Origin of the sequence: Streptomyces sp. NPDC053541 (genome assembly GCF_044544705.1) — a bacterium.
In the GTDB taxonomy this organism is placed as follows: Bacteria; Actinomycetota; Actinomycetes; order Streptomycetales; family Streptomycetaceae; genus Streptomyces.
The window spans coordinates 259,534-282,213 of sequence record NZ_JBITXM010000001.1; the positions used below are offsets into that span (position 1 = coordinate 259,534).

The window sequence follows — 22,680 nt, forward strand, 5'->3', positions numbered from 1 at the left end:
TGGAGGGCATGCGATCACTGCTCGTCCTGCCCGGGGCCGCCGCCCTCGTCCTCCTCGCGGGGCCCGTCGCCGGCGCCGCGGAGCCGGCCGACCGGGACTTCGTCATCGAGGACCCCCGGATCACCGAGTCCAGCGGTCTCGCCGCCAGCCGCGTCCACCCCGGCGTCTACTGGACGCACAACGACCAGGACGCGCCCCTGATCTACGGCATCGACTCCCGTACGGGAAAGACCGTCGCGACCCTCACCATGAAGGGCGTCGGCAAGCCCCGCGACATGGAGGCGATCTCCGTCGGCCCCGACGGGGCCGTCTACGTAGGGGACATCGGGGACAACCTCGACGGCTCCTGGGACCACGTCTGGATCTACCGCTTCCCCGAGCCGAAGGAGCTGCGCGACCAGACCGTCCGCGCCACCCAGTTCGACGTGAAGTACGCCGACGGGGCCCGCAACGCCGAGGCCCTGATGGTCCATCCGAAGACCGGCCGGGTCTACATCGCCAGCAAGAACGAGGACGGCGGCGGCCTCTACGCCGGCCCCGAACGCCTCGACCCGTCCCGTACCAACGTCTTCCGGCGCATCGGGGACGTCCCCTGGGTGACCGACGGCGCCTTCTCGCCCGACGGCGAGCGGCTCGTGCTGCGCGGCTATCTGACGGCCCGGGAGTACGCGTGGAAGGACGGGCGCCTCGCCGACGACGGCACCCCCGTCGGCGCCCCCTTCCAGGGACAGGCCGAATCGGTCACGTACACCCCGGACGGCTCGGCCCTCCTCTTCGGCTCGGAGGGCAGGAACAGCCGCGTCGTCCGGGTGGAGCGTCCGTCCGGGGGCGGTTCGGCCCCGTCGGCGAGGCCGACCGGAGCCGCGCCGGGCGGCACGCCCGAGTCGCCGTCGGCCGCCGCCCCCGGCGAGCAGGGGAACTTCACCGTCGGCGTGATCGTGCTCGGCCTGGCGACCCTCGTCGTCGTCGGCCTCAAGCGCCTCTTCAAGAAGGGCTGACGCACGCGGGCCCGGACGTGCGGGCCCGGACGTGCGAGGCCCGGACGCGCGAGGGCCCCGCACCGGACACGGCCGGTGCGGGGCCCTCGTACGGCCCTTACGGGCAGGGGCGTTACAGCTGACCGATCACGTGGTCGATGCAGGCCGTCAGCGCGCGCACGTCCGCCGGGTCGATCGCCGGGAACATCGCGATGCGCAGCTGGTTGCGGCCCAGCTTGCGGTACGGCTCGGTGTCCACGATGCCGTTGGCGCGCAGCGCCTTGGCGACCGCGGCCGCGTCGATCTCCTCCGCGAAGTCGATCGTGCCGATGACCTGCGAGCGCTTCGCCGGGTCCGTGACGAACGGGGTCGCGTACTTGGACTCCTCGGCCCAGCCGTACAGCGCGTCCGAGGACTCCTTCGTCCGGGCCACGGCCCAGTCGAGACCGCCCTGGCCGTTGATCCACTTCAGCTGCTCGTTGAGCAGGAAGAGGGTCGCGAGCGCGGGGGTGTTGTACGTCTGGTTCTTCAGCGAGTTGTCGATCGCCGTCGGCAGGCTGAAGAACTCCGGGACGTGCCGGCCGGACGCGTGGACGCGGGCGGCGCGCTCCAGGGCGGCCGGCGAGAAGGCCGCGAGCCACAGGCCGCCGTCGGCGGCGAAGGACTTCTGCGGGGCGAAGTAGTAGACGTCGGTCTCGGCGATGTCGACCGGCAGGCCGCCGGCGCCCGAGGTCGCGTCCACGAGCACGAGCGCACCCTCGTCGGCGCCCTCGACCCGCTTCAGCGGGGCGGCGACACCGGTGGAGGTCTCGTTGTGGGTGAAGGCGTAGACGTCGACGCCGGCCTCGGCCACCGCCTCCGGGTGGGTGCCCGGGTCGGAGGAGATCACGGTCGGCTCGGCCAGCCACGGGGCCAGCTTCGCGGCCTTCGCGAACTTCGAGGAGAACTCGCCGAAGGTGAGGTGCTGCGACTTGTTCTCGATGAGACCGTGCGTCGCGATGTCCCAGAAGGCGGTGGAGCCGCCGTTGCCCAGGATCACCTCGTAGCCCTCGGGCAGCGAGAAGAGGTCACGGATCCCGGCACGCACCTCGCCGACCAGGTTCTTGACCGGAGCCTGGCGGTGGGAGGTACCGAGGAGCGAGGTGCCGGTGGCGGCCAGGGCGTCCAGCGCCTCCGTACGCACCTTGGAGGGGCCCGCGCCGAAACGGCCATCGGCGGGCTTCATGTCAGCGGGAATCTGGATATCGGCCACGAGGCGGAGCGTATCGGGTCGTGGCGGCCGGGGAAGACGCTTGTCCGCCGGATGAGACGAAGGCTGAGACACTGGGTAGTCGTGGGATCACACGAAGCACACAGTGACGCGGGACGGGGCACGGGGCGGGGCACGGCACCGGGTGCGGCGCGGCGCGCGAGCGACGGGGCGCGGGGCGCGGCCGGGGAGCTGGCGGCGGCGCTGCGCGCGGCCGTCGCCGGTGACGTGGACTTCTCCGTCACCGCCCGCGCGCTGACCACCATGGACGCCTCCAACTACCGGCGCGTCCCGCTCGGCGTCGTCGCCCCGCGCGACGCCGACGACGTGGCCGCCGCGCTGGCCGTGTGCCGCGAGCACGGCGTGCCCGTGGTCGCCCGCGGCGGCGGCACCTCGATCGGCGGACAGTCCACCGGAACGGGTGTCGTGCTCGACCTGACCCGCCACCTGGACGCGCTGGTCTCGCTCGACCCGGAGGCGCGGACCGCCGTCGTGCGGCCCGGGCTCGTCCTGGACCGGCTGCGGGCCGCCGCCCGCCCCCACGGCCTGACCTTCGGCCCCGACCCGTCCACCCACGCCCGCTGCACCCTCGGCGGCATGATCGGCAACAACGCGTGCGGCGCGCACTCCGTCGCCTGGGGCACCACCGCCGACAACGTGCGCTCCCTCGACGTCCTCACCTACGACGGGCGGCGGCTCCGCCCCGGCCCGGAGGGGAGGGGCGCGCCCGCCGGACTGACCGAGCTGGTCGGCCGGCACCTCGCCGAGCTGCGCACCGGCTACCCGGCGGGACTGCCGCGCCGCATCTCCGGCTACGCCCTGGACGCGCTGCTGCCGGAGCGCGGGGTGGACGTGGCCCGCTCCTTCTGCGGCAGCGAGGGCACCCTCGGCATCGTCACGGAGGCCGAGCTGCGGCTCGTGCCGCTGCCCGCCGAGCCGGTGCTCGTCGTGCTCGGGTACGCGGACGAGACCGCCGCGGCCGACGCGGCGGCCGGCCTGCTCCCGTACCGGCCGCTGACCGTCGAGGGCATGGCCGCCGATCTCGTACGGGGCGCGGGCGCGGCGGCCGGGGGGCTGCCGCGCGGCGGGGCGTGGCTGTTCTGCGAGGCGGACGGGGCGGGCGCGGCGGAGGCGCTGGTGCGGGCGGCGGACGCCGTCGACGCGCTCGTGGTGGCGGACCCGGCCGGGCAGCGGGCGCTGTGGCGGATCCGCGAGGACGCGGCCGGCACGGCGACCCGGCTGCCCGGCGGCGGCGACGCCTGGCCGGGCTGGGAGGACTGCGCGGTGCCGCCGGCCCGGCTCGGCGCCTATCTGCGGGACTTCCGCGCCCTGCTGGCCGGATTCGGCCTCCGGGGCATCCCGTACGGGCACTTCGGCGACGGCTGTGTGCACGTGAGGGTCGACTTCGACCTGTGGACGCGCGAAGGCACCGCCCGCTTCCGGGAGTTCTCGGAGGCGGTCGCCGACCTCGTGGTCGCCCACGGCGGCTCGCTCTCCGGCGAGCACGGCGACGGCAAGGCGCGGGCCGAGCTGCTGCCGCGCATGTACGGGGAGCGGCTGGTCGCCCTGTTCGGCGAGGTCAAGGACCTGTGGGACCCGGACGGCGGCCTCAACCCCGGGATGCTGGTGCGCCCCGAGCCGCTCGACTCCGGGCTGCGCTTCGAGAACCTTCCCCTGCTGGGCCCGGCCGCCGGCCTCGGGCGGGAGGCGGCGCGGTGCGTCGGCGTCGCCAAGTGCCGGGTGGCGGGCCCGGCCCCGGGGGCGGACGTGATGTGCCCCTCGTACCGGGCGACCGGCGAGGAGGAGCACTCCACCCGCGGCCGGGCCCGGCTGCTGCACGAGATGGCGCTCGGCGAGGTGATCACGGACGGGCTGCGCTCGGCGGAGGTGCGCGAGGCGCTCGACCTGTGCCTGTCCTGCAAGGGCTGCCGCAGCGACTGCCCGGTCGGCGTCGACATGGCCGCCTACAAGTCCCGCTTCCTGGAAGGGCATTACGCGGGCCGCCCGTGGCGCCGGCCGCGCGCGCACTGGACGCTGGGCGGGCTGCCGCGGCTGCTCGACCGGTTCGGGGCGGGGCTCGACACGGCGCGCCGGTTGCCGTTCGCGGCCCGGCTCGCGGGGCTGACCCCGGAGCGGGAGCTGCCGCGGGTCGCCGAGCGCTCGTTCGTGGCCTGGTTCGGCGAGCGCGCCTCGGACCGCCCGCCGGCGCTCACCCTGTGGCCGGACACCTTCACCGACCACCTCGCCCCGCAGGTCGGGGCCGCCGCCGTCCGGGTCCTGGAGGCGGCCGGCCTCGGCGTGGCGCTGCCGCCGGGCCGGGTGTGCTGCGGACTGACCTATGTCTCGACCGGCCGGCTCGGCGCGGCGCGCCGGGTGATGCGGCGCACCCTGGACGTGATGGCCGGGGCTCCGGAGGCGCTGCCGGTGGTGGTCCTGGAGCCGTCCTGCGCGGCGGCGCTGCGCACCGACCTGTCCGAGCTGCTGCCGGACGACCCGCGGGCCGCGCGGCTCGCCCGCTCCGTACGGACCTTCGCGGAGGCCCTGGAGGAGCTGGCCCCGGACTGGGACCCGCCCCGGGCGGACCGCCCGGTCACCGGCCAGACCCACTGCCACCAGCACGCGGTCCTGGGTGACGCGGCCGACCGGCGGCTGAGGGAGCGGGCCGGTCTCACCGGGGAGCTGGTGGGCGGCTGCTGCGGGCTCGCCGGCAACTTCGGCTTCGAGCCCGGGCACTACGAGGTGTCGGTGGCCTGCGCCGAGGACCGGCTGCTGCCGGCGCTGCGGTCGGCGCCGGAGGGCGCGGCGGTCCTGGCGGACGGTTTCTCCTGCCGTACGCAGATGGCGCACCTGGTACCGGAGTACCACGTGCGCCATCTGGCGGAGCTGCTCGCGGAGGAGCTGGACCGGTGAGGGCCCGTGCTCGCGGGCATCCCGGGGGCGCCGCGGGTTACAGGCTGCGGGCGGTGACGTCGCCGTGGGCCGTGGTGGCGCGGACGGTCAGCGCGGAGTCGGCGCCGGCGTCGTTCTTCAGGGAGTTGTGGATCCGGCCGTAGGTGGTGCCGGCGTCCAGGGCGGCGGAGACGCCGCGGGCGGCGCCGATCGTGATGTCGCCCGCGGTGGTGTTCAGCGCGACGGTGCCGCGGACGGCCTCGTCGATCCGCAGGTCGCCCTTCTGGGCGCTGATCTCGGCGGGGCCGCCGAGGCGTCCGACGGTGACGTCACCGGCCTGGAGGGTGATCCGCGCGCTCGCGGCCTCGTCGAGCTTGACCGGGCCCTCGGCGGCCTCGCACACGACCTCGCCGAGGCGCCCGACACCGCGCAGGTCGAGGGCGGCGCCCCGGGCGTCGACGCGGGAGCCGGCCGGCAGCTGGACCGTGATCTCGACCGCGCCGGACGGGCCGAAGGCCTGGTTGCCCTTGGGGGCGGCGATCCGCAGGACGTCGTCCGCGAAGGCGATCTCGGTCTGCTCGGCGGCCTTCACGTCGCGGCTCTTGCCGGCGTTCGCGGGGAGCACCTCGACGGTGGCGTCGGCGCGGTCGGCGGCGATGAGGCGGACGTGCCCGGCGGGGACGTCGAGGAGGACGGACAGGGCGGCGGTGGCGGCGAACTTCTGCATGGTGGGCTCCTTGGTGTCCGGGTGGGTCCCGGGTCTGTCCCGGGTCTGCGCCCGGGCTGTCGTGGGTGTTTCCGACATGGAAAAAGCTACGTTGCGTTCACAGGTCTGGCAACAAGCTGGTCCCGTAAGAATTCCGTTATTGCAGGCCAGTGCGGTGAAATCATTGCAACGAGGATGGCGTCTAATGCAACGTCAGGGGTGAGCTGCGTTGCAATGGGATGAGGGCGAACGCTAAGCTGGGCCCACCACGCGCCCGGCGGAGGCGCGGGCGCCCGCAGCACGAAGGAGACCGCGATGCCCGGCGGCAGGCTCACCCCGCAGGAACGCCAGCAGATCGCCCAGGGCCTCGCCGACGGCCTCGCCTACGCGGAGATCGCCCGGCGTCTCGACCGCCCCACCTCGACCGTCACCCGCGAGGTCATGCGCAACGGCGGCCCCACCGGCTACCGCGCCGACCGCGCCCAGCGCGCCACCGGCCTGCGCGCCCAGCGGCGCCACCGCCCGGCCGCGCCCGGCGACGCCGGGGCCGTGCCCGAGCAGCCGTACGGCCGCGACGCGACGGAGGTGCGCGCGTACGAGGAGGCCTTCACCGGCGTCCTGATGTCCTCCGGCATGAACCGGATGTCGGCCCAGGTGCTGGGCCAGCTGCTGCTCAGTGACGCGGAGGGCGTCACCGCCGCCGAACTCGTCCGGCACCTCGGGGTCAGCCCGGCCTCCGTCTCCAAGGCCGTCGCCTTCCTGGAGGAGCAGGGGCTCGTGCGGCGCGAGCGCGACGAACGGCGCCGCGACCGCTACTTCGTGGATGCCGACGTCTGGTACGAGTCGACCCTCGCCAGCGCCCGCGCCAACACCCGGCTCGCCGAGACCGCGCGGCGGGGCGTCGGCGTCCTCGGGGCCGGCACCCCGGCCGCCGTGCGCCTGGAGAACGTCGCGCGCTTCCTCGACTTCATCTCGGAGAGCATCACGCGCGCGGCCGAGCAGGCCCGGGACATCCTGCACGTCCGGCCGCCGGAGACACCGCCCCGCGAGGCCGAGTGAGGCGCGCGGGGGCGGCGCGGGGCCGGGCGGCCGGGGGTCAGGCGGACGCGGCCGCCCCGGCCTCCTTGCGGCGCACCATCTCGCCGATCCACACCGGCGCGTAGGGGGAGGTGCAGCCGGGCGAGGTCGGATAGTCCCTGAGCACCCCGAGCCGCTCGCCGATCCCGACGGCCCGGTCCCGCAGCCCGGGGTGCTCGATGCCGATCTGCGCGAGACAGGTGTTCATGGCCCACTGCAGGCGGTCCGGGGCGTCCTTCATCTCCGCCTCGATGACGTCGAGCAGCCCCGGCAGGTCGAGCCCGGCCGGCCGGCGCACCACCCGGTCGGCGGTCAGCGCCCAGCCGGCGCTCGCCACCGCCGGGTCCGGGTCGGCCGTCCACGCCACCCGCAGCTCCTCGGCGTGCGGGCTCTTCTTCACCACGTACCCGACGAGCCAGTCCCGCACCTTCGGCGTCCGCGCCGAGCGCAGCATCGCGTCCAGCTCGTCCCGGCCGAAGTCCTTCGGCCGGCAGATCAGCAGCGCGAGCAGCCGCGCGGCGGTGTCGTCCGTGGCCCACAGCTCGCGCGCCAGCTCCTGCTGGGTCTTCAGGCGCTTCGCCAGCGCGCGCAGCTTGCCGAGGTTCACCCCGTGGTCGTCGCCGTGCCGCTCGTTCACGGCCCGCGCTCTGGGGTCCTCCAGGGCGGCCAGCTCGGCCCGCACCTCGTCCAGCGTCACGCCGGTCCCCCGCGCGCCGGTCTCCGCCATGCCGACCTCCTCCGTCTCGCCCCCCAGCGTACGGAAGGGCGCCGACGGTCACCCCTTCCCGCGTCCCTCCCCGCGCCCTTCCCCGGGGGGCTCCGGGGCGTGCGCGATCTCGCGCGCGAGGGCGAGCAGGGCCGGGGTCGCCGGGTGCGGGGCCGAGGGGCGCCAGGTGAGCAGGACGGGCAGGGGCGGGGCGTCGGACAGCGGGCGGTAGGCGACGCCCGGGTGCGGGTGGAGCGCCGCGGTCGAGGCGGAGGAGACGCCGATGCCGTGGCCCGCCGCGATGGCCGCGAGCCAGTCGTCGGTGTTGGCGACGGTGAGGGTCGCGCGGGGCCGGCGGTCCGCGGGCCACAGGTCGAGCGTGGTGGTGCCCGAGACGGTGTTGAGGACGGCGGTCCGGTCCGCCAGGTCCGCGAGCGTCAGCTCGGTCCGCGCGGCGAGCTCGCCGTCCGCGGGAAGCGCCGCCACCCGGGGCTCGCGCAGCAGCTCCTCCGTCGCCAGGCCCGGCACGTCGACCGGACCGCGCAGCAGCGCCGCGTCGACCTCGCCGCGCAGCAGCCCGGCGGTGCGGTCGTCGATCCGCCGGAGTTCGAGCGGGGTCTCGGGGTGTTCGCGCTGCCAGCGGCGCAGCAGGGGAGTGGTGTACGGGCCGAAGGCCGACCAGGCGTGGCCGAGCCGGAGCGGGCGGTGCGGCGGGCGGTCCGGGGCCACGGCCGCGTCGAACGCGGCGACCGCCGCCGCGGCCCGCTCGCGGAAGTCCCGCCCGTCCGCCGTGAGGGCCAGGTGGTGGGTCGAGCGCTCCACGAGCCGGACGCCGAGGTGCTTCTCCAGGGCCGCGAGGGTGCGGGAGACGGCGGGCTGGGTCAGGTGCAGCCGGGCGGCGGCCCGGGTCAGGTTGCCCTCCTCGGCGATGGCGAGGAAGCAGCGCAGATGGCGGAGCTCGATGTGCGTACGGCTCATGCGTGCGGAGCATAACCGCAGCGCAATCGGCATTTCCGGTACCGCGCGGAGGCTCGTAGCGTGAAAGCGGAGGCTTTCGTACCGAGAGGCCGGGTTCCGCATCGAGGGGACCGGCTTCCGGGCCCACCCCGTCAGTCCATTACTCTGAACCACGCAGTGCATCACTATGGACTCATCCTGGTGCGGGCCCCCGCAGACAGCAAGGCAAGGAGTACGCCGGTGGACAGCCCGGTCAAGGACATCGCCGCCACCCCGGCGGCACCCCCCGCCCCCGCTTCCTCGGCCGTCCCCGTCGCCGGTGCCGGTGCCGGGCGGTCCGCGCGCCGCCTCGGGCCGGTCGCGCTCGTCGTCGCCGGCGGGCTCTCCGTACAGTTCGGCTCCGCCGTCGCCGTGCTGCTCATGCCCCGGGCCGGCGCCCTCGGCGTGGTCACCCTGCGGCTCATCCTGGCCGCCGCCGTGCTCCTGATCGCCTGCCGGCCCAAGGTGCGCGGCTACGGCCGCGCCGACTGGGGCACCGTGCTCGCCTTCGGCGCCGCCATGTCCGGCATGAACATCCTCTTCTACCTCTCCGTCGCCCGGATCCCGCTCGGCGCCGCCGTCACCCTCGAAGTGCTCGGCCCGCTCGCGCTCTCCGTCCTCGCCTCCCGGCGCCTGGTGAACCTGCTGTGGGCCGGACTCGCGCTCGGCGGCGTCTTCCTGCTCAGCGGCCTCGGCAGCGGCGGCCTCGGCCGGCTCGACCCGCTCGGCGCGGCCTTCGCACTCGCCGCCGGCGCCATGTGGGCCACCTACATCGTCTTCAGCGCCCGCACCGGCCGCCGCTTCCCGCAGGCCGACGGGCTGGCCCTCGCGATGGCCGTGGGCGCGGTCATCAGCCTGCCGTTCGGCATCGTCTCGGCGGGCGACCGGCTGCTCGTGCCCTCGACCATCGGCCTCGGCCTCGCGGTCGCCCTGATGTCCTCCGTGCTGCCCTACACCCTCGAACTCCTCGCCCTGCGCCGCCTTCCCGCGCCCACCTTCGCCATCCTGATGAGCCTGGAACCGGCCATCGCCGCCACCGCCGGCTTCCTCGTCCTGCACCAGTCCCTCGGCCTGACCGACGCGCTCGCCATCGCCCTCGTCATCGCGGCCAGCATGGGCGCCGTCCGCACCCAGGTCGGCGCCCGCGCCGCCTCCTGACCCCCGCCCGACCGCCCGCGTCCGGCCATGGGCCAGGATGGCGCCATGGCCCTTGAGATGCGCGAGCGTTGCGAACGCTGCGAGACGACCACCTTCGCCCTCGACGATCCCGCCCGGATCTGCTCGTACGAGTGCACCTTCTGCGTCCCGTGCGCGGACGCGATGCACGACGTGTGCCCCAACTGCGGCGGCGAACTGGTCGCCCGGCCCCGCCGCGCCACCGCCTGACCGCGCCCGCCTGGACCGGCCCCGCGCCCCGCGCCCGTCACCGTGAACAACTCGGTGGCGGGCGCACCCCTTCGCGCACCACGATGCGGGGGTGACCGGACACGCATACGAACCCAGCGGCACCCCCGAGGGCCTCGACGGACTCGGCACCCCCGACGGCCCCGAGATCCCCGAGCGGTGGACCACCGCGACCGTCTACCCCGACATGTGGGCCGACCCCGACGACGACCCCCGCAACAAGCAGGGCCCCGGCCCCGACGGCGAGCTCGCCACCCTGCAGGACTTCCTCCGCGACTACCGCCTCACCCTGCGCATGAAGTGCGAGGGCCTGGACGCCGAGCAGCTCGCCCGCCGCTCCGTGCCGCCGTCCACCATGTCGCTGCTCGGTCTGGTGCGGCACCTCGCCGAGGTCGAGCGGGACTGGCGCGGCTGGCTCGGCCCGGAGCACCGGCGGCCGAAGCTGTACGGGGCGCGGGACGCCGACTTCCACGGCGCCGTCGCCGACCCCGAGGTGGTCGCGGGGGCCTTCCGCGACCTGGAGCGCGAACAGGCGGAGACGGACGCCGCGCTCGCCGCGTACGCCGACCTGGGCGAGCGGGTCGGCCCCGACGAGATCGCGATCCGCGAGCTGCTCGTGCACCGCATCGACGAGTACGCCCGCCACTGCGGGCACGCCGACCTGCTGCGCGAGTGCGTCGACGGGCGCGTCGGTCAGTAGGGGCCGCCCCCAGGGGCGCGCGGGAAGGGCCGGGGGCCGCAGCCCCGGCCCTTTCGCGTGCCCGGATCCGGCCGCACCTCCGCGCCCCGGGCGCCCGAAAAACTAAAGCAAGCACGCTTGATTGTTTCTGGCCCGGCTGCCATGCTCCTCACGCACGTCCGTGACCCGCCCGTCCCCGAGGGGAGCGCACCGTGTCCGACCCCGCCGAGGTCCTCGCCGACCTGCGTGCCGAGAGTGCCGAAGTCGACGCCCTGGTCGCCGGGTTGACCGAGGAGCAGTGGGCGCTTCCCACCCCCGCCGCGGGCTGGACGGTCGCCCACCAGATCGCCCACCTGGCCTGGACCGACGCCGCCGCGCTGCTCGCCGCGACCGACCCCGATGCCTTCGCCGCCGAGACCGCGAAGGCACTCGCCGCGCCCGAGCGCTTCGTCGACGAGGGCGCGGAGGAGGGCGCGAAGCTGCCGCCCGCCGAACTGCTCGCCGGCTGGCGGGCGGGCCGCGAGCGCCTGCACCGGGTCCTGGCCGACGCGCCGCCCGGGACGCGGTTCCCCTGGTACGGGCCGGCGATGAGCGCCGCCTCGCTCGCCACCGCCCGGCTGATGGAGACCTGGGCGCACGGCCAGGACGTGGCCGACGCCCTCGGAGCCGTACGCGAGCCGACCGCGCGGCTGCGGCACGTGGCCTGGATCGGGCTGCGGGCCCGGGACTACGCCTACCTCGTGCGCGGCCTCACCCCGCCCGCCGAACCCTTCCGGGTCGAACTCACCGCCCCCGGCGGGGAGTCGTGGGTCTACGGGCCCGAGGACGCACCGCAGCGGATCACCGGCCCCGCCCTCGACTTCTGTCTGCTCGTCACCCAGCGCGTGCACCGCGACGACACCGCCCTGGTCGCCGAGGGCACGGACGCCGCCCACTGGCTGACCATCGCCCAGGCCTTCGCGGGCCCGGCGGGCACCGGCCGGGCCGCCACGGGGGAGGGGGCCGCGTGAAGGACGTCCTGCGGATCGGCAACGCCTCCGGCTTCTACGGCGACCGCTTCGACGCGGTGAAGGAGATGCTCACCGGCGGCGAACTCGACGTCCTCACCGGCGACTACCTCGCCGAACTCACCCTGCTCATCCTCGGCCGCGACCGGCTGAAGGACCCGTCCGCCGGGTACGCGAAGACCTTCCTGCGCCAGATGGAGGAGGGCCTCGGGCTCGCCCACGAACGCGGGGTGAGGATCGTCGCCAACGCGGGCGGCCTCAACCCCGCCGGGCTCGCCGACGCCCTGCGCGCCCTCGCCGGCCGGCTCGGCCTGCCGGTCCGGATCGCACACGTCGAGGGCGACCGGCTGCCCGCCCGGGACGGCGCCCTCGCCGCGAACGCCTACCTCGGCGGCGCCGGCATCGCCGCGTGCCTGGCCGCCGGGGCCGACGTCGTCGTCACCGGCCGGGTCACCGACGCGGCCCTCGTCACCGGCCCCGCCCAGTGGCACTTCGGCTGGGGCCCGGAGGCGTACGACGAACTGGCGGGCGCGGTCGTCGCCGGGCACGTCCTGGAGTGCGGCACCCAGGCCACCGGCGGCAACTACGCCTTCTTCACCGCCCACGACCCCCGCCTCTTCCGCCGCCCCGGCTTCCCCGTCGCCGAACTGCACGCCGACGGCAGCTCGGTCATCACCAAGCACCCCGGCACCGGCGGCCTCGTCGACACCGGCACGGTCACCGCCCAGTTGCTCTACGAGACGGCCGGCGCCCGCTACCCCGGCCCCGACGTGACCGCCCGCCTCGACACCGTGCGGCTCACCCAGGACGGCCCCGACCGGGTCAGGATCGACGGCGTACGGGGCGAGGCGCCGCCGCCCACCCTCAAGGTCGGGCTCAACCGGCTCGGCGGCTTCCGCAACGAGGTCGTCTTCGTCCTCACCGGCCTCGACGTCGAGGCGAAGGCCGCGCTCGTGCGCGAGCAGCTCCACGACGCCCTCGCGAAGCACCCGCCCGCCGAGATCCGCTGGGACCTCGCCCGCACCGACCACCCCGACGCCGCCACCGAGGAGACGGCCAGCGCCCTGCTCCGGCTCGTCGTCCGCGACCCCGACCCCGAGAAGGTCGGCCGCGCCCTGACGGGGGCCGCGATCGAACTCGCCCTCGCCAGCTACCCCGGCTTCCACGTCACCGCCCCGCCCGGCAAGGGCGCCCCCTACGGGGTCTTCGCGAGCACCTCCGTCCCCGTCGGGGAGGTCCCGCACACGGCGGTGCTGCCCGACGGGACCCGCAGGGAGATCCCCGTACCGCCGAGGACCGCCGACCTCGCCCCCGTACCGGAGCCGCCGCTGCCCGAACCGCCGCCCCGGCACGCCCCCACCCGCAGGGCGCCCCTCGGCCGGATCGCCGGGGCCCGCAGCGGCGACAAGGGCGGCGACGCCAACGTCGGCGTGTGGGTGCGCACCGAGGCCGAGTGGCGCTGGCTCGCGCACACCCTCACCGTCGAGCGGCTGAAGGAACTCCTGCCGGAAACCGCCGGGTTGGCCGTCACCCGGCACGTCCTGCCCCGGCTGCGCGCGCTCAACTTCACGATCGCCGGCATCCTCGGCGCCGGCGTCGCCTCCCAGGCCCGGTTCGACCCGCAGGCCAAGGCCCTCGGCGAATGGCTCCGCTCCCGTCACCTCGACATCCCGGCCGCCCTCCTGGAGGAAGCCCCGTGACCGTCCTCGCCTCCGCCCTCGACACCGGCGGACCGGACCACGCGGCGCACCGCGCCGCCATGCTCGACAAACTCGCCGCCCTCGACGCCGAGCACGCCAAGGCGCTCGCGGGCGGCGGCGAGAAGTACACCGAACGCCACCGGCGGCGCGGCAAGCTCCTCGCCCGCGAGCGGATCGAGCTCCTGGTCGACCCCGACTCGCCCTTCCTGGAGCTGTCCCCGCTCGCCGCCTGGGGCAGCGACTATCCCGTAGGGGCGTCCCTGGTCACCGGCATCGGGGTGGTCGAGGGCGTCGAGTGCCTGATCACCGCCAACGACCCCACCGTGCGCGGCGGCGCCTCCAACCCGTGGACCCTGAAGAAGGCGCTGCGGGCCAACGAGATCGCCTTCGCCAACCGCCTCCCCGTGATCTCGCTCGTCGAGTCCGGCGGCGCCGACCTGCCCTCGCAGAAGGAGATCTTCATCCCCGGCGGGGCGCTCTTCCGCGACCTCACCCGGCTCTCCGCCGCCGGCATCCCCACCATCGCCGTGGTCTTCGGCAACTCGACCGCCGGCGGCGCCTACGTTCCCGGCATGTCCGACCACACCGTGATGATCAAGGAGCGTTCGAAGGTCTTCCTCGGCGGCCCGCCGCTGGTCAAGATGGCCACCGGCGAGGAGAGCGACGACGAGTCCCTCGGCGGCGCCGAGATGCACGCCCGCACCAGCGGCCTCGCCGACCACTACGCCCTCGACGAACCCGACGCGCTGCGCCAGGCCCGCCGGATCGTCGCCCGCCTCAACCACCGCAAGGCGCACCCCGATCCCGACCCGCTCGCCGTCGAGCCGCCGAAGTACGACCCCGAGGACCTGCTCGGGATCGTGCCCGGTGAACTGAAGACCCCCTTCGACCCGCGCGAGGTGATCGCCCGGATCGTCGACGGCAGCGACTTCGACGAGTTCAAGCCGCTCTACGGGACGAGCCTGGTGACCGGCTGGGCCCGGCTGCACGGCTACCCGGTGGGCATCCTCGCCAACGCGCAGGGCGTGCTGTTCTCCGCCGAGTCGCAGAAGGCCGCCCAGTTCATCCAGCTGGCCAACCAGCGCGACGTCCCGCTGCTCTTCCTGCACAACACCACCGGCTACATGGTCGGCAAGGAGTACGAGCAGGGCGGCATCATCAAGCACGGCGCGATGATGATCAACGCGGTGTCGAACTCGAAGGTCCCCCACCTGTCCGTCCTCATGGGCGCCTCCTACGGCGCCGGGCACTACGGCATGTGCGGCCGCGCCTACGACCCGCGCTTCCTCTTCGCCTGGCCCAGCGCCAAGTCGGCCGTCATGGGCCCGCAGCAGCTCGCCGGCGTCCTGTCCATCGTCGCGCGGGCCAGCGCCGCCGCGAAGGGACAGCCGTACGACGAGGAGGCGGACGCGGGCCTGCGCGCCCTTGTCGAGGCGCAGATCGAGAGCGAGTCGCTGCCGATGTTCCTCTCGGGGCGGCTCTACGACGACGGGGTCATCGACCCGCGCGACACGCGCACGGTCCTCGGACTGTGCCTCTCCGCGATCCACACGGCACCGGTCGAGGGCGCGCGCGGCGGCTTCGGCGTCTTCCGAATGTGAGGCCTGCGCTGATGACCGATCCGACAACCGAGCCGACGGCCGAGACGACGGCCGGGCCGGCGCCCGCGCCGACGACCGGACCGCACTCCACGGGACCGATGTCCACGGGACCGATGTCCACGGGACCGATGCCCACGGGACCGATGCCCACCGGACCGATCTCCTCCGTCCTGGTCGCCAACCGCGGCGAGATCGCCTGCCGCGTCTTCCGCACCTGCCGCGCCCTGGGCATCTCCACCGTCGCCGTGTACTCCGACGCCGACGCCGGCGCGCTGCACGTCCGCGAGGCCGACGCGGCGGTGCGGCTGCCCGGCGCCGCGCCCGCGGAGACGTATCTGCGCGCCGACCTGGTGGTGGCCGCCGCGCTCGCGGCCGGCGCCGACGCCGTGCACCCCGGCTACGGCTTCCTCTCCGAGAACGCCGCCTTCGCGCGGGCCGTGACCGAGGCCGGCCTGGTGTGGATCGGGCCGCCGCCCGAGGCCATCGAGGCGATGGCCTCCAAGACCCGCGCCAAGGAACTCCTCGGCATCGCGCCCCTCACCGACGTGACCGAGGCCGACCTGCCCGTCCTGGTCAAGGCGGCGGCGGGCGGCGGCGGCCGGGGCATGCGGATCGTCCGCGAACTGGCGGACCTGGAGCCGGAGTTGCGGGCCGCGTCCGCCGAGGCGGCGAGCGCCTTCGGGGACGGCGAGGTGTTCGTCGAACCGTACGTCGAGGACGGCCGGCACGTCGAGGTGCAGGTCCTCGCCGACGCCCACGGCACCGTCTGGACCCTCGGCACCCGCGACTGCTCCCTCCAGCGCCGCCACCAGAAGGTGATCGAGGAGGCCCCGGCCCCCGGTCTGCCCGCCGCGCTCGTCGACGAGCTGTACGCGCGCTCGGCCGCCGCCGCGAAGGCCGTCGGCTACGTCGGCGCCGGCACCGTCGAGTTCCTGGTCGCCGACGGCCGGGCGCACTTCCTGGAGATGAACACCCGCCTCCAGGTCGAGCACCCGGTCACCGAGGAGGTGTACGGGGTCGACCTCGTCGCCCTCCAGATCGCCGTCGCCGAAGGCGGCCCGCTGCCCGCCGAGCCGCCGGCCCCGCGAGGCCACGCCGTCGAGGCCCGGCTCTACGCCGAGGACCCGGCGGCTGCCTGGGCCCCCCAGACCGGCGTCCTGCACCGCTTCGAGGTGCCGGGGGAAAGGGCGGCGGGCGGCGGGGCGCCGGCCGGCGGCGGGGTTCCGGGCGGAGGCGGGGTTCCGGGCGGCGGGGTGCGGGTGGACACCGGCTACGCCTCCGGGGACCCGATCGGCGTCCACTACGACCCGATGCTCGCCAAGGTGATCGTCCACGCCCCCACCCGGGCGGCGGCCCTCCGCAAGCTCGCCCACACCCTGGAACGGACCGTGCTGCACGGCCCCGTCACCAACCGGGACCTGCTCGTCGCCTCCCTCCGGCACCCCGACGTCGCCGACCCCGAGCGCCTCGGCACCGGCTTCTACGCCCGCCACCTGGCCGCCCTCACCGCCCCGCGCCCCGGCGCGGAGCACGCCGCCGTGGCCGCGGCGCTCGCCGAGGCCGCCGCCCGCGCGGGCCGGTTCGGCGGCGGCTGGCGCAACGTCCGCGCGCAGGACGAGACGAGGACGTACGAGGCCCGGGGCGCGGCGTACGAGGTGCGCTACCGCCCGACCCGTACCGGCGGCCACGAGGTCACCGCCCCCGAGGGCGTCACCGCCGTGTCCGCGACACCGGACCGGGTGCGTCTCGAAGTCGCGGGCGTCGTACGGGACTTCGAAGTCGCCCGCGACCCCGACGGGGTGGTCCACGTCGGCCCGCACCGGCTCGTTCCCCGCCCCCGCTTCACCGACCCCGCCGAGAGCCGGGCCCCCGGCTCCCTGCTCGCCCCCATGCCCGGCACCGTCGTCCGGATCGCCGAGGGCCTGGCCGTCGGCGACCGCGTCGAGGCCGGGCAGCCGCTCCTCTGGCTGGAGGCCATGAAGATGGAGCACCGCGTCACCGCTCCCGCCTCCGGCACGCTCACCGCGCTCCACGCCGCCCCCGGCCACCAGGTCGAGGTCGGCGCCCTGCTCGCCGTCGTATCGACCGAAGCACAGGAGGACCCGTCCGCATGAGCACCAGCATCGTCGAGTCGGCGGAACACACCGCCCTCCGCGCCGCCGTCTCCGCCCTCGGCCACCGCCACGGCCCCGGCTTCGACCGGGCCGCCCTCTGGGCGGAGGCCGGCAAGCTCGGCTACCTGGGCGTGAACCTGCCCGAGGAGTACGGCGGAGGGGGCGGCGGCATCACCGAGCTGTCCATCGTCCTGGAGGAGACCGGCGCGGCCGGCGCCCCGCTCCTCATGATGGTCGTCTCGCCCGCGATCTGCGGCACGGTGATCTCCCGCTTCGGCACCGAGGAGCAGAAGCGGACCTGGCTGCCGGGCCTCGCCGACGGCACGCGCACGATGGCCTTCGGCATCACCGAGCCCGACGCCGGCTCGAACTCGCACCGCATCACCACCACGGCCACCCGTACCGAGGACGGCTGGGTGCTCAACGGCCGCAAGGTCTTCGTGTCCGGCGTCGACATCGCCGACGCGACCCTGATCGTCGGCCGCACCTCCGACGCCCGCACCGGCAACCTCAAGGCCTGCCTCTTCATCGTGCCGCGCGACACCCCCGGCTTCGGCCGCCGGCACATCGAGATGGAACTCGACGCCGACGAGAAGCAGTTCGAGCTCACCCTCGACGACGTCCACCTGCCGGCCGACGCGCTCGTCGGCGACGAGGACGCCGGACTCCTCCAGCTCTTCGCGGGCCTGAACCCCGAGCGGATCATGACGGCCGCCTTCGCGATCGGCATGGGCCGCCACGCCCTCGCCCGGGCCGTGACGTACGCGAAGGAGCGCCAGGTCTGGAAGGCCCCGATCGGCGCCCACCAGGCCATCGCCCACCCGCTGGCCCAGGCCCACATCGAGCTCGAACTGGCCCGTCTGATGATGCGGAAGGCCGCCGCCCTGTACGACGCGGGCGACGACGCGGGCGCGGGCGAGGCCGCGAACATGGCGAAGTACGCCGCCGCCGAGGCCTGCGTGAAGGCCGTCGACACCGCCGTCCACACCCTCGGCGGCAACGGCCTGACCCGCGAGTTCGGCCTCGCCCGCCTGATCACGGCCGCCCGGGTGGCCAGGATCGCGCCGGTGAGCCGCGAGATGATCCTCAACTTCGTGTCCCACCAGACCCTCGGCCTGCCCAAGTCGTACTGACCGGGGCGGGGCGACGGGGAGCGAGGGAAAGGGGGCGGGGCGGGGTCAGGGCCGCCCCGTTCAGGGACGCTGCTCGGTCCAGGGGCGCAGCTTCTCCGGGTTGAGCACCGCCCAGATGCGGTGGATCCGCGCGTCCACGACGTCGAAGGCGTACACCGCCACGACCGCGCCGTCCAGGGCGGCGACGAGGCCGGGCTGCCCGTTGACGAGGGTCTCCTCGACCGACAGGCGGCCCGGCAGCGTCCGCTCGGCGAAGAAGCGCGCCACGCGCTCGGCTCCCTCGATCGGCCGCGTGACGGCCGAGACGAGCCCGCCGCCGTCGCCGACCGCCGTCGCGCCCGGGTCGAGCAGGGCGACCAGGGCCTGGATGTCGGCGGCCTCCCAGGCCTCCTTGAACTCCCTCACGACACGGGCGCGCCCGCCCGTCGGCACGGTGCCCGCCGAGGACCGCGCGTCGCGGACCCGGCGGCGGGCCGAGGACGCGAGCTGACGGCAGGCGGCGGAACTGCGCCCGACGATGTCGGCGACCTCGTCGAAGGGATAGCGGAAGACGTCGTGGAGCACGAAGGCCACGCGCTCGGCCGGCGTCATCGCCTCCAGGACGACGAGGAACGCCATGGACACCGACTCGTCGAGCGTGACCCGCTCGGCGGGGTCGGCCGCGCCCTCGTACGCCGCTCCCGCCAGCCACTCGGTGCGCTCCGGCAGCGGCTCGGGGATCCACTCGCCCACGTAGCTCTCCCGCCGCACCCGCGCCGAGCGCAGCACGTCGAGACAGATCCGGCCGGCCACCTTCGTCAGCCAGCTGTGCGGTGCCAGGACCGCCGCGCGCTGCGGCTCGGAGAGGGCGTACCAGCGGGCGTACGTCTCCTGCACGACGTCCTCGGCCTCGGCCCGCGAACCGAGCATCCGGTAGGCGAGGTTGAGCAGCCGGGCCCGCTCGTCGGCGACGGACGGCCCGGACGGTGCGGACGGTGCGGTCATGGTGGTGCGGCTCCCTCGGTCGTGGTTCCCCTGCGCGTGGGGCCTTCGTGCGTACGGCCTTCGTGCGTACGGCCTTCGTGCGTACGACGAGACAGCGGCCCGGAACGTGAGGTCACGGTCCCGCCTCACATCCCGCAGGGCGCTCTCGTCCTTACCGGTGAAGCCCGAACCGCATCCGCATCCGTATCCGGATCGGCCGACACCCGAGGAGTACGCCATGACCACGACCGACGGGACGAGGACCGACAAGTCCGTGCTGGAGGAGTTCCTGGCGCGCCGCGCCGAGGCCCAGCAGGCGAAGGACATCGACGGACTGATGTCCTGCTACGCCCCCGACGCCGTCTACTACGACGTCGTGCCCCCGCTCCGGTTCACCGGCACCGAGGAGATCCGCCGCAACTTCCTGCGCTGGTTCGACGGTTACCTCGGCCCGATCACCCTGGAGACCCACGACCGCACCCTCGTGGTGAGCGGCGACGCCGCCTTCGCGCACATGCTCCACCGGGACACGGGGGAGCGGAAGGGCGGGGTCCAGGCGTCGATCTGGGTACGGGAGAGCGTGTGCCTGCGCCGGACCGGCGACGGCGACGGGGAGCGGGGAGGGGAGCGGGACGGGCACGGTGCCCCGGGCGGCTGGAGGATCACCCACGAGCACGTCTCGATCCCGGTCGACCCGACGACCTTCCGCGTCTGGCTCCCCGCCGACAAGGACCAGCCCGCCTGATCCCGCCGATCCCGCCCCCGGCCTCAGCCGATCCGGACCGTGCGGGCCCAGTCCGGCGGGGTGTCCGGGACGTAGCCGTCGTCGCCCGGGCGCAGGCCGTAGAACGGGCGGGGGAAGAGGCCCACGACCGTGCGGCAGGGCGGGGCGACGGCGGGCCACGGGGTCTGGCCGTCCGTGAGGCAGACCACCACGTCCGGGCGGGGCGACCGGCCGAGCGCGGTGCGGAAGCCGGCCCGCAGGTCGGTGCCCCCGCCGCCGATCAGGGGGATGCCCTCCGCCTCGCACAGCGGCCCCGCGACCCGGGCGGCGACGTCGCAGGACACCACGCTGACCCGGTCCCGGCCGCCGACCGTCCGGGTGATCGCGGCCACCTCCAGGAGCGCGCTGCCCAGCTCGGCGTCGCTGACCGAGGCCGAGGTGTCGATCACCACCGCCACCCGGGGCGGCCGGCGGCGCAGGCTCGGCAGGACGACGCCGGGCAGCGCGGCCGAGCGGCGCGAGGGCCGCCCGTAACTGTGGTCGGTGCCCGCCCCGCCGCCGCTCACCGCCGCCCGGACCGCCGAGCCCAGCAGCTCCCGCCACGGCTGCGGCGCGTGGAAGGCCTCCTCCGCCCACCGCCGCCAGCCGCGCGGCGCGCTGCCCGGCGGCCCGGACAGCGCCTGCGCGACCCGGAAGCGCACCGCGTCCTGCTCCTGCTCGCTCAGCCCGTCCGCGCCGTCCGGCCCGAGGTCCCACGCCCGCTCCCGGCCGTCCGCGCCGCTGCCGCAGTCCAGCCACAGGTGGGCCCCGCCCGGCAGCGACTCCAGGCGGATCCGCCGGACGTAGTCCTCCATGAGCTCGTCCGGCGGCACCTGGAGCAGCGCCGGAGTGACCGCGCCCCTCGGCGCGTCGAGCCCGTCGCCGTAGATGTCGTCGTTGATCTCGCAGTCGGCCGCGATGTTCAGCCGCAGCCGGTCGGCCGGACCGTCGAAGCCCTCCCGGCGCGCGATCCGGTCCCCGCGCCCGTGGTGGTCCCGGATCAGGTGCGCCACCTCGTGCACCCACACCCCGGCCAGCTCGTCGACGTGCGTGCGCGCGACGAAGCCGGGCGAGGCGTAGCAGCGCCAGTACCGGTCCACGGCCATGGTGGGCACCCGTCGCGACGGAACCACGCGGAGGGCGAAGAGCGCGGTGGCCAGGTACGGCCGCGCCCGCACGGCCCGCAGCCGCGCCGCGTACAGCTTGTTCAGGTCGAGGTCGAGGTCGAGGTCGAGGTCGGGGGAGGGGGCGCGGCCGAGGTCGCGGGAGGGGTCGGGGGCCGGGGACGGGCCGGCGGCCGACCTGCCCGTCGGCAGGGGCATCGCCCCGCTCGTCGCCCCGCTCGTCGCGCCGCTCGTCGCGCCGCTCATCGCCCCGCACCCGCCGTCGCGCGCTCCATGCCCTCTCCGCGCTCCGCACGCCGGTTCACGTCCACCACGCCCGCGAGGCGCTCGATTGCGGCCGGCACCTCCCACTCCTCGCGGCGCAGCCCGGCGAGGGTGGTGGCGGGCACCACCACCAGGTCCGGGGCGCCGGTCTCCGCCGCCCGGACGAGGAGTTCCCAGGCCGCGTCCCAACGGTCCTTCTCCGGCCGGGCGTTCACGGCCGCGACCACGCCCTCCAGGGCGGCCTGGCGCCGGTCCCCGCGCTCCGGCAGCTCCGCGCCCGCCGGGTCGGCGAGCAGCAGCTCGGGGTCCGGCAGGTCCATACGGTCCATCCAGGCGAGGAGTTCGAGCCCGGGCCCGTCGCCGACGGTGCCGCGCACCAGCTGGGCCAGCACGTCCCGGCCGGCCCCGGCGGCGGTGGCGAAGGCGATCAGGGACAGCGTCATGTCCCAGCTGCGCGGCGACGGCCAGGCGCCGCCCTTGCGGGCCTCGTTGCTCGGCAGCCGGTGCACCAGGGTGGGCCGCGCGGTGAGCAGCCCGGTGACCGCGCGCCGGGCGAAGTCGACGGCCTCGGGCAGCCGGTCCGGGTCGAGCCGGGGGAGCGTCGCGCGCGGCCAGGTGCCGCCGAGGCCGCGTACCACCACCTCGGCGTCGTGCGCCCACTGGAGGTGCACGAAGCGGTTGGCGAGCGGCGCGCTCAGTTCCCAGCCGTCGGCGGCCGAGGCGCGCGGGTTGGCGGCGGCCACGATCCGTACGCCGGGCGGCAGGCGGAGCGCGCCGATGCGCCGCTCCAGGACCAGCCGCAGCAGCGCGGCCTGCACGGCGGGCGTGGCCGTGGACAGCTCGTCCAGGAACAGCAGCCCGCGCCCGGCCCGGACGAGCCGCACCGCCCAGTCCGGCGGCGCCAGCGGCACGCCCTGCTCGGCCGGGTCGTCGCCGACGACCGGCAGACCGGAGAAGTCGGACGGTTCGTGGACGCTCGCGATGACGGTGGTCAGCGGCAGGTCGAGGGTCTCGGCGAGCTGGTGGAGCGCGGCGGTCTTGCCGATGCCGGGCTCGCCCCACAGGAGTACGGGCAGGTCGGCGGCGACGGCGAGGGTCAGCGCCTCCAGCTGGGGGTCGGGGCGGGGTTCGGTGCGGGTGTCGCGGAGGAGGCCGAGGAGTTCGGCGGCGACGTCCATCTCGGAGTGCGCGGCGGGGCCGGAGGGCGTGGCGGACAGGGCGAATGTGGTCATAAGGGTCACCAGGGTGTGTGAGAAGGGAAGGAGAGGCGGGGCGCGGGGCCGACTCGGGCCCGTAGCGCGCGTCGGGCCGACTCGGGCCCGGAACGG

19 protein-coding genes are annotated in these 22,680 nt (G+C 75.4%); 12 read left to right on the forward strand and 7 right to left on the reverse strand.

All coding sequences use genetic code 11. The features are described 5' to 3' along the window. Nucleotides 1–8 precede the first annotated feature (8 nt). Nucleotides 9–998, forward strand: coding sequence for a WD40 repeat domain-containing protein (locus ACIGW2_RS01365; RefSeq protein WP_399840495.1), 990 nt, complete (start codon nucleotides 9–11; stop codon nucleotides 996–998). 112 nt (nucleotides 999–1,110) lie between these two features. On the opposite strand, the gene serC is transcribed toward ACIGW2_RS01365, so the two are convergent. After that, nucleotides 1,111–2,229 (reverse strand): phosphoserine transaminase, encoded by a 1,119-nt coding sequence (gene serC, locus ACIGW2_RS01370; RefSeq protein WP_361574696.1) that lies wholly within the window; start codon nucleotides 2,227–2,229, stop codon nucleotides 1,111–1,113. Between the two features lie 51 nt (nucleotides 2,230–2,280). Here serC and ACIGW2_RS01375 point away from each other — a divergent pair, with 51 nt between their 5' ends. Beyond that, nucleotides 2,281–5,136 (forward strand): FAD-binding and (Fe-S)-binding domain-containing protein, encoded by a 2,856-nt coding sequence (locus tag ACIGW2_RS01375; protein WP_399840496.1) that lies wholly within the window; start codon nucleotides 2,281–2,283, stop codon nucleotides 5,134–5,136. A gap of 37 nt (nucleotides 5,137–5,173) precedes the next feature. On the opposite strand, the gene ACIGW2_RS01380 is transcribed toward ACIGW2_RS01375, so the two are convergent. Further along, complete coding sequence (locus tag ACIGW2_RS01380; protein WP_399840498.1) at nucleotides 5,174–5,842, reverse strand: DUF4097 family beta strand repeat-containing protein; 669 nt, start codon at nucleotides 5,840–5,842, stop codon at nucleotides 5,174–5,176. Nucleotides 5,843–6,136: 294 nt separating this feature from the next. Here ACIGW2_RS01380 and ACIGW2_RS01385 point away from each other — a divergent pair, with 294 nt between their 5' ends. Next, complete coding sequence (locus tag ACIGW2_RS01385) at nucleotides 6,137–6,880, forward strand: helix-turn-helix domain-containing protein (protein ID WP_399840500.1); 744 nt, start codon at nucleotides 6,137–6,139, stop codon at nucleotides 6,878–6,880. 37 nt (nucleotides 6,881–6,917) lie between these two features. On the opposite strand, the gene ACIGW2_RS01390 is transcribed toward ACIGW2_RS01385, so the two are convergent. Together ACIGW2_RS01390 and ACIGW2_RS01395 are read right to left on the reverse strand one after the other, a co-directional pair. Then, entirely contained in the window at nucleotides 6,918–7,625 is a 708-nt protein-coding gene (locus ACIGW2_RS01390) for a DNA alkylation repair protein (protein WP_356061087.1), read from the reverse strand. A 48-nt stretch (nucleotides 7,626–7,673) separates the two neighbouring features. Further along, nucleotides 7,674–8,615 (reverse strand): LysR family transcriptional regulator, encoded by a 942-nt coding sequence (locus ACIGW2_RS01395; protein WP_391653342.1) that lies wholly within the window; start codon nucleotides 8,613–8,615, stop codon nucleotides 7,674–7,676. A 207-nt stretch (nucleotides 8,616–8,822) separates the two neighbouring features. On the opposite strand from ACIGW2_RS01395, the gene ACIGW2_RS01400 reads away from it, so the two are divergent. From ACIGW2_RS01400 to ACIGW2_RS01435, 8 genes are all read left to right on the forward strand, one after another. Continuing rightward, nucleotides 8,823–9,758: an EamA family transporter gene (locus ACIGW2_RS01400; protein WP_399840920.1), complete on the forward strand. Its 936-nt coding sequence runs from the start codon at nucleotides 8,823–8,825 to the stop codon at nucleotides 9,756–9,758. A 45-nt stretch (nucleotides 9,759–9,803) separates the two neighbouring features. Beyond that, nucleotides 9,804–9,986, forward strand: a complete 183-nt coding sequence (locus tag ACIGW2_RS01405; protein ID WP_356061092.1) for a DUF1272 domain-containing protein — start codon at nucleotides 9,804–9,806, stop codon at nucleotides 9,984–9,986. 205 nt (nucleotides 9,987–10,191) lie between these two features. Further along, nucleotides 10,192–10,704, forward strand: a complete 513-nt coding sequence (locus tag ACIGW2_RS01410; RefSeq protein ID WP_399840922.1) for a DinB family protein — start codon at nucleotides 10,192–10,194, stop codon at nucleotides 10,702–10,704. A gap of 191 nt (nucleotides 10,705–10,895) precedes the next feature. Further along, nucleotides 10,896–11,693 carry a TIGR03084 family metal-binding protein gene (locus tag ACIGW2_RS01415; protein WP_399840502.1) on the forward strand — a complete coding sequence of 266 codons (798 nt, stop codon included), beginning with the start codon at nucleotides 10,896–10,898 and terminating at the stop codon, nucleotides 11,691–11,693. Further along, the gene (locus tag ACIGW2_RS01420; RefSeq protein WP_399840503.1) at nucleotides 11,690–13,390 is read left to right on the forward strand and encodes an acyclic terpene utilization AtuA family protein; all 1,701 of its coding nucleotides are present in this window, start codon (nucleotides 11,690–11,692) and stop codon (nucleotides 13,388–13,390) included. The genes ACIGW2_RS01415 and ACIGW2_RS01420 overlap by 4 nt, the downstream gene beginning before the upstream one ends. Further along, nucleotides 13,387–14,991, forward strand: a complete 1,605-nt coding sequence (locus tag ACIGW2_RS01425; RefSeq protein WP_399840505.1) for an acyl-CoA carboxylase subunit beta — start codon at nucleotides 13,387–13,389, stop codon at nucleotides 14,989–14,991. The genes ACIGW2_RS01420 and ACIGW2_RS01425 overlap by 4 nt, the downstream gene beginning before the upstream one ends. A 143-nt stretch (nucleotides 14,992–15,134) precedes the next feature. Continuing rightward, complete coding sequence (locus tag ACIGW2_RS01430; protein ID WP_399840506.1) at nucleotides 15,135–17,105, forward strand: acetyl/propionyl/methylcrotonyl-CoA carboxylase subunit alpha; 1,971 nt, start codon at nucleotides 15,135–15,137, stop codon at nucleotides 17,103–17,105. Then, the gene (locus tag ACIGW2_RS01435) at nucleotides 17,102–18,238 is read left to right on the forward strand and encodes an acyl-CoA dehydrogenase family protein (RefSeq protein ID WP_356061100.1); all 1,137 of its coding nucleotides are present in this window, start codon (nucleotides 17,102–17,104) and stop codon (nucleotides 18,236–18,238) included. The genes ACIGW2_RS01430 and ACIGW2_RS01435 overlap by 4 nt, the downstream gene beginning before the upstream one ends. 60 nt (nucleotides 18,239–18,298) lie before the next feature. Here ACIGW2_RS01435 and sigJ read toward each other — a convergent pair whose 3' ends face one another. Further along, nucleotides 18,299–19,222 (reverse strand): RNA polymerase sigma factor SigJ, encoded by a 924-nt coding sequence (sigJ, locus tag ACIGW2_RS01440; RefSeq protein WP_399840508.1) that lies wholly within the window; start codon nucleotides 19,220–19,222, stop codon nucleotides 18,299–18,301. A 217-nt stretch (nucleotides 19,223–19,439) separates the two neighbouring features. Between sigJ and ACIGW2_RS01445 the strand changes: the two genes are divergently transcribed. Then, nucleotides 19,440–19,946, forward strand: coding sequence for a YybH family protein (locus tag ACIGW2_RS01445; RefSeq protein ID WP_399840510.1), 507 nt, complete (start codon nucleotides 19,440–19,442; stop codon nucleotides 19,944–19,946). 23 nt (nucleotides 19,947–19,969) lie between these two features. On the opposite strand, the gene ACIGW2_RS01450 is transcribed toward ACIGW2_RS01445, so the two are convergent. Together ACIGW2_RS01450 and ACIGW2_RS01455 are read right to left on the reverse strand one after the other, a co-directional pair. Further along, entirely contained in the window at nucleotides 19,970–21,334 is a 1,365-nt protein-coding gene (locus tag ACIGW2_RS01450; protein WP_399840512.1) for a VWA-like domain-containing protein, read from the reverse strand. Continuing rightward, entirely contained in the window at nucleotides 21,331–22,584 is a 1,254-nt protein-coding gene (locus tag ACIGW2_RS01455) for an AAA family ATPase (protein WP_399840513.1), read from the reverse strand. Before ACIGW2_RS01455 ends, ACIGW2_RS01450 begins: the two co-directional genes overlap by 4 nt. Between the last annotated feature and the right edge of the window lie 96 nt (nucleotides 22,585–22,680).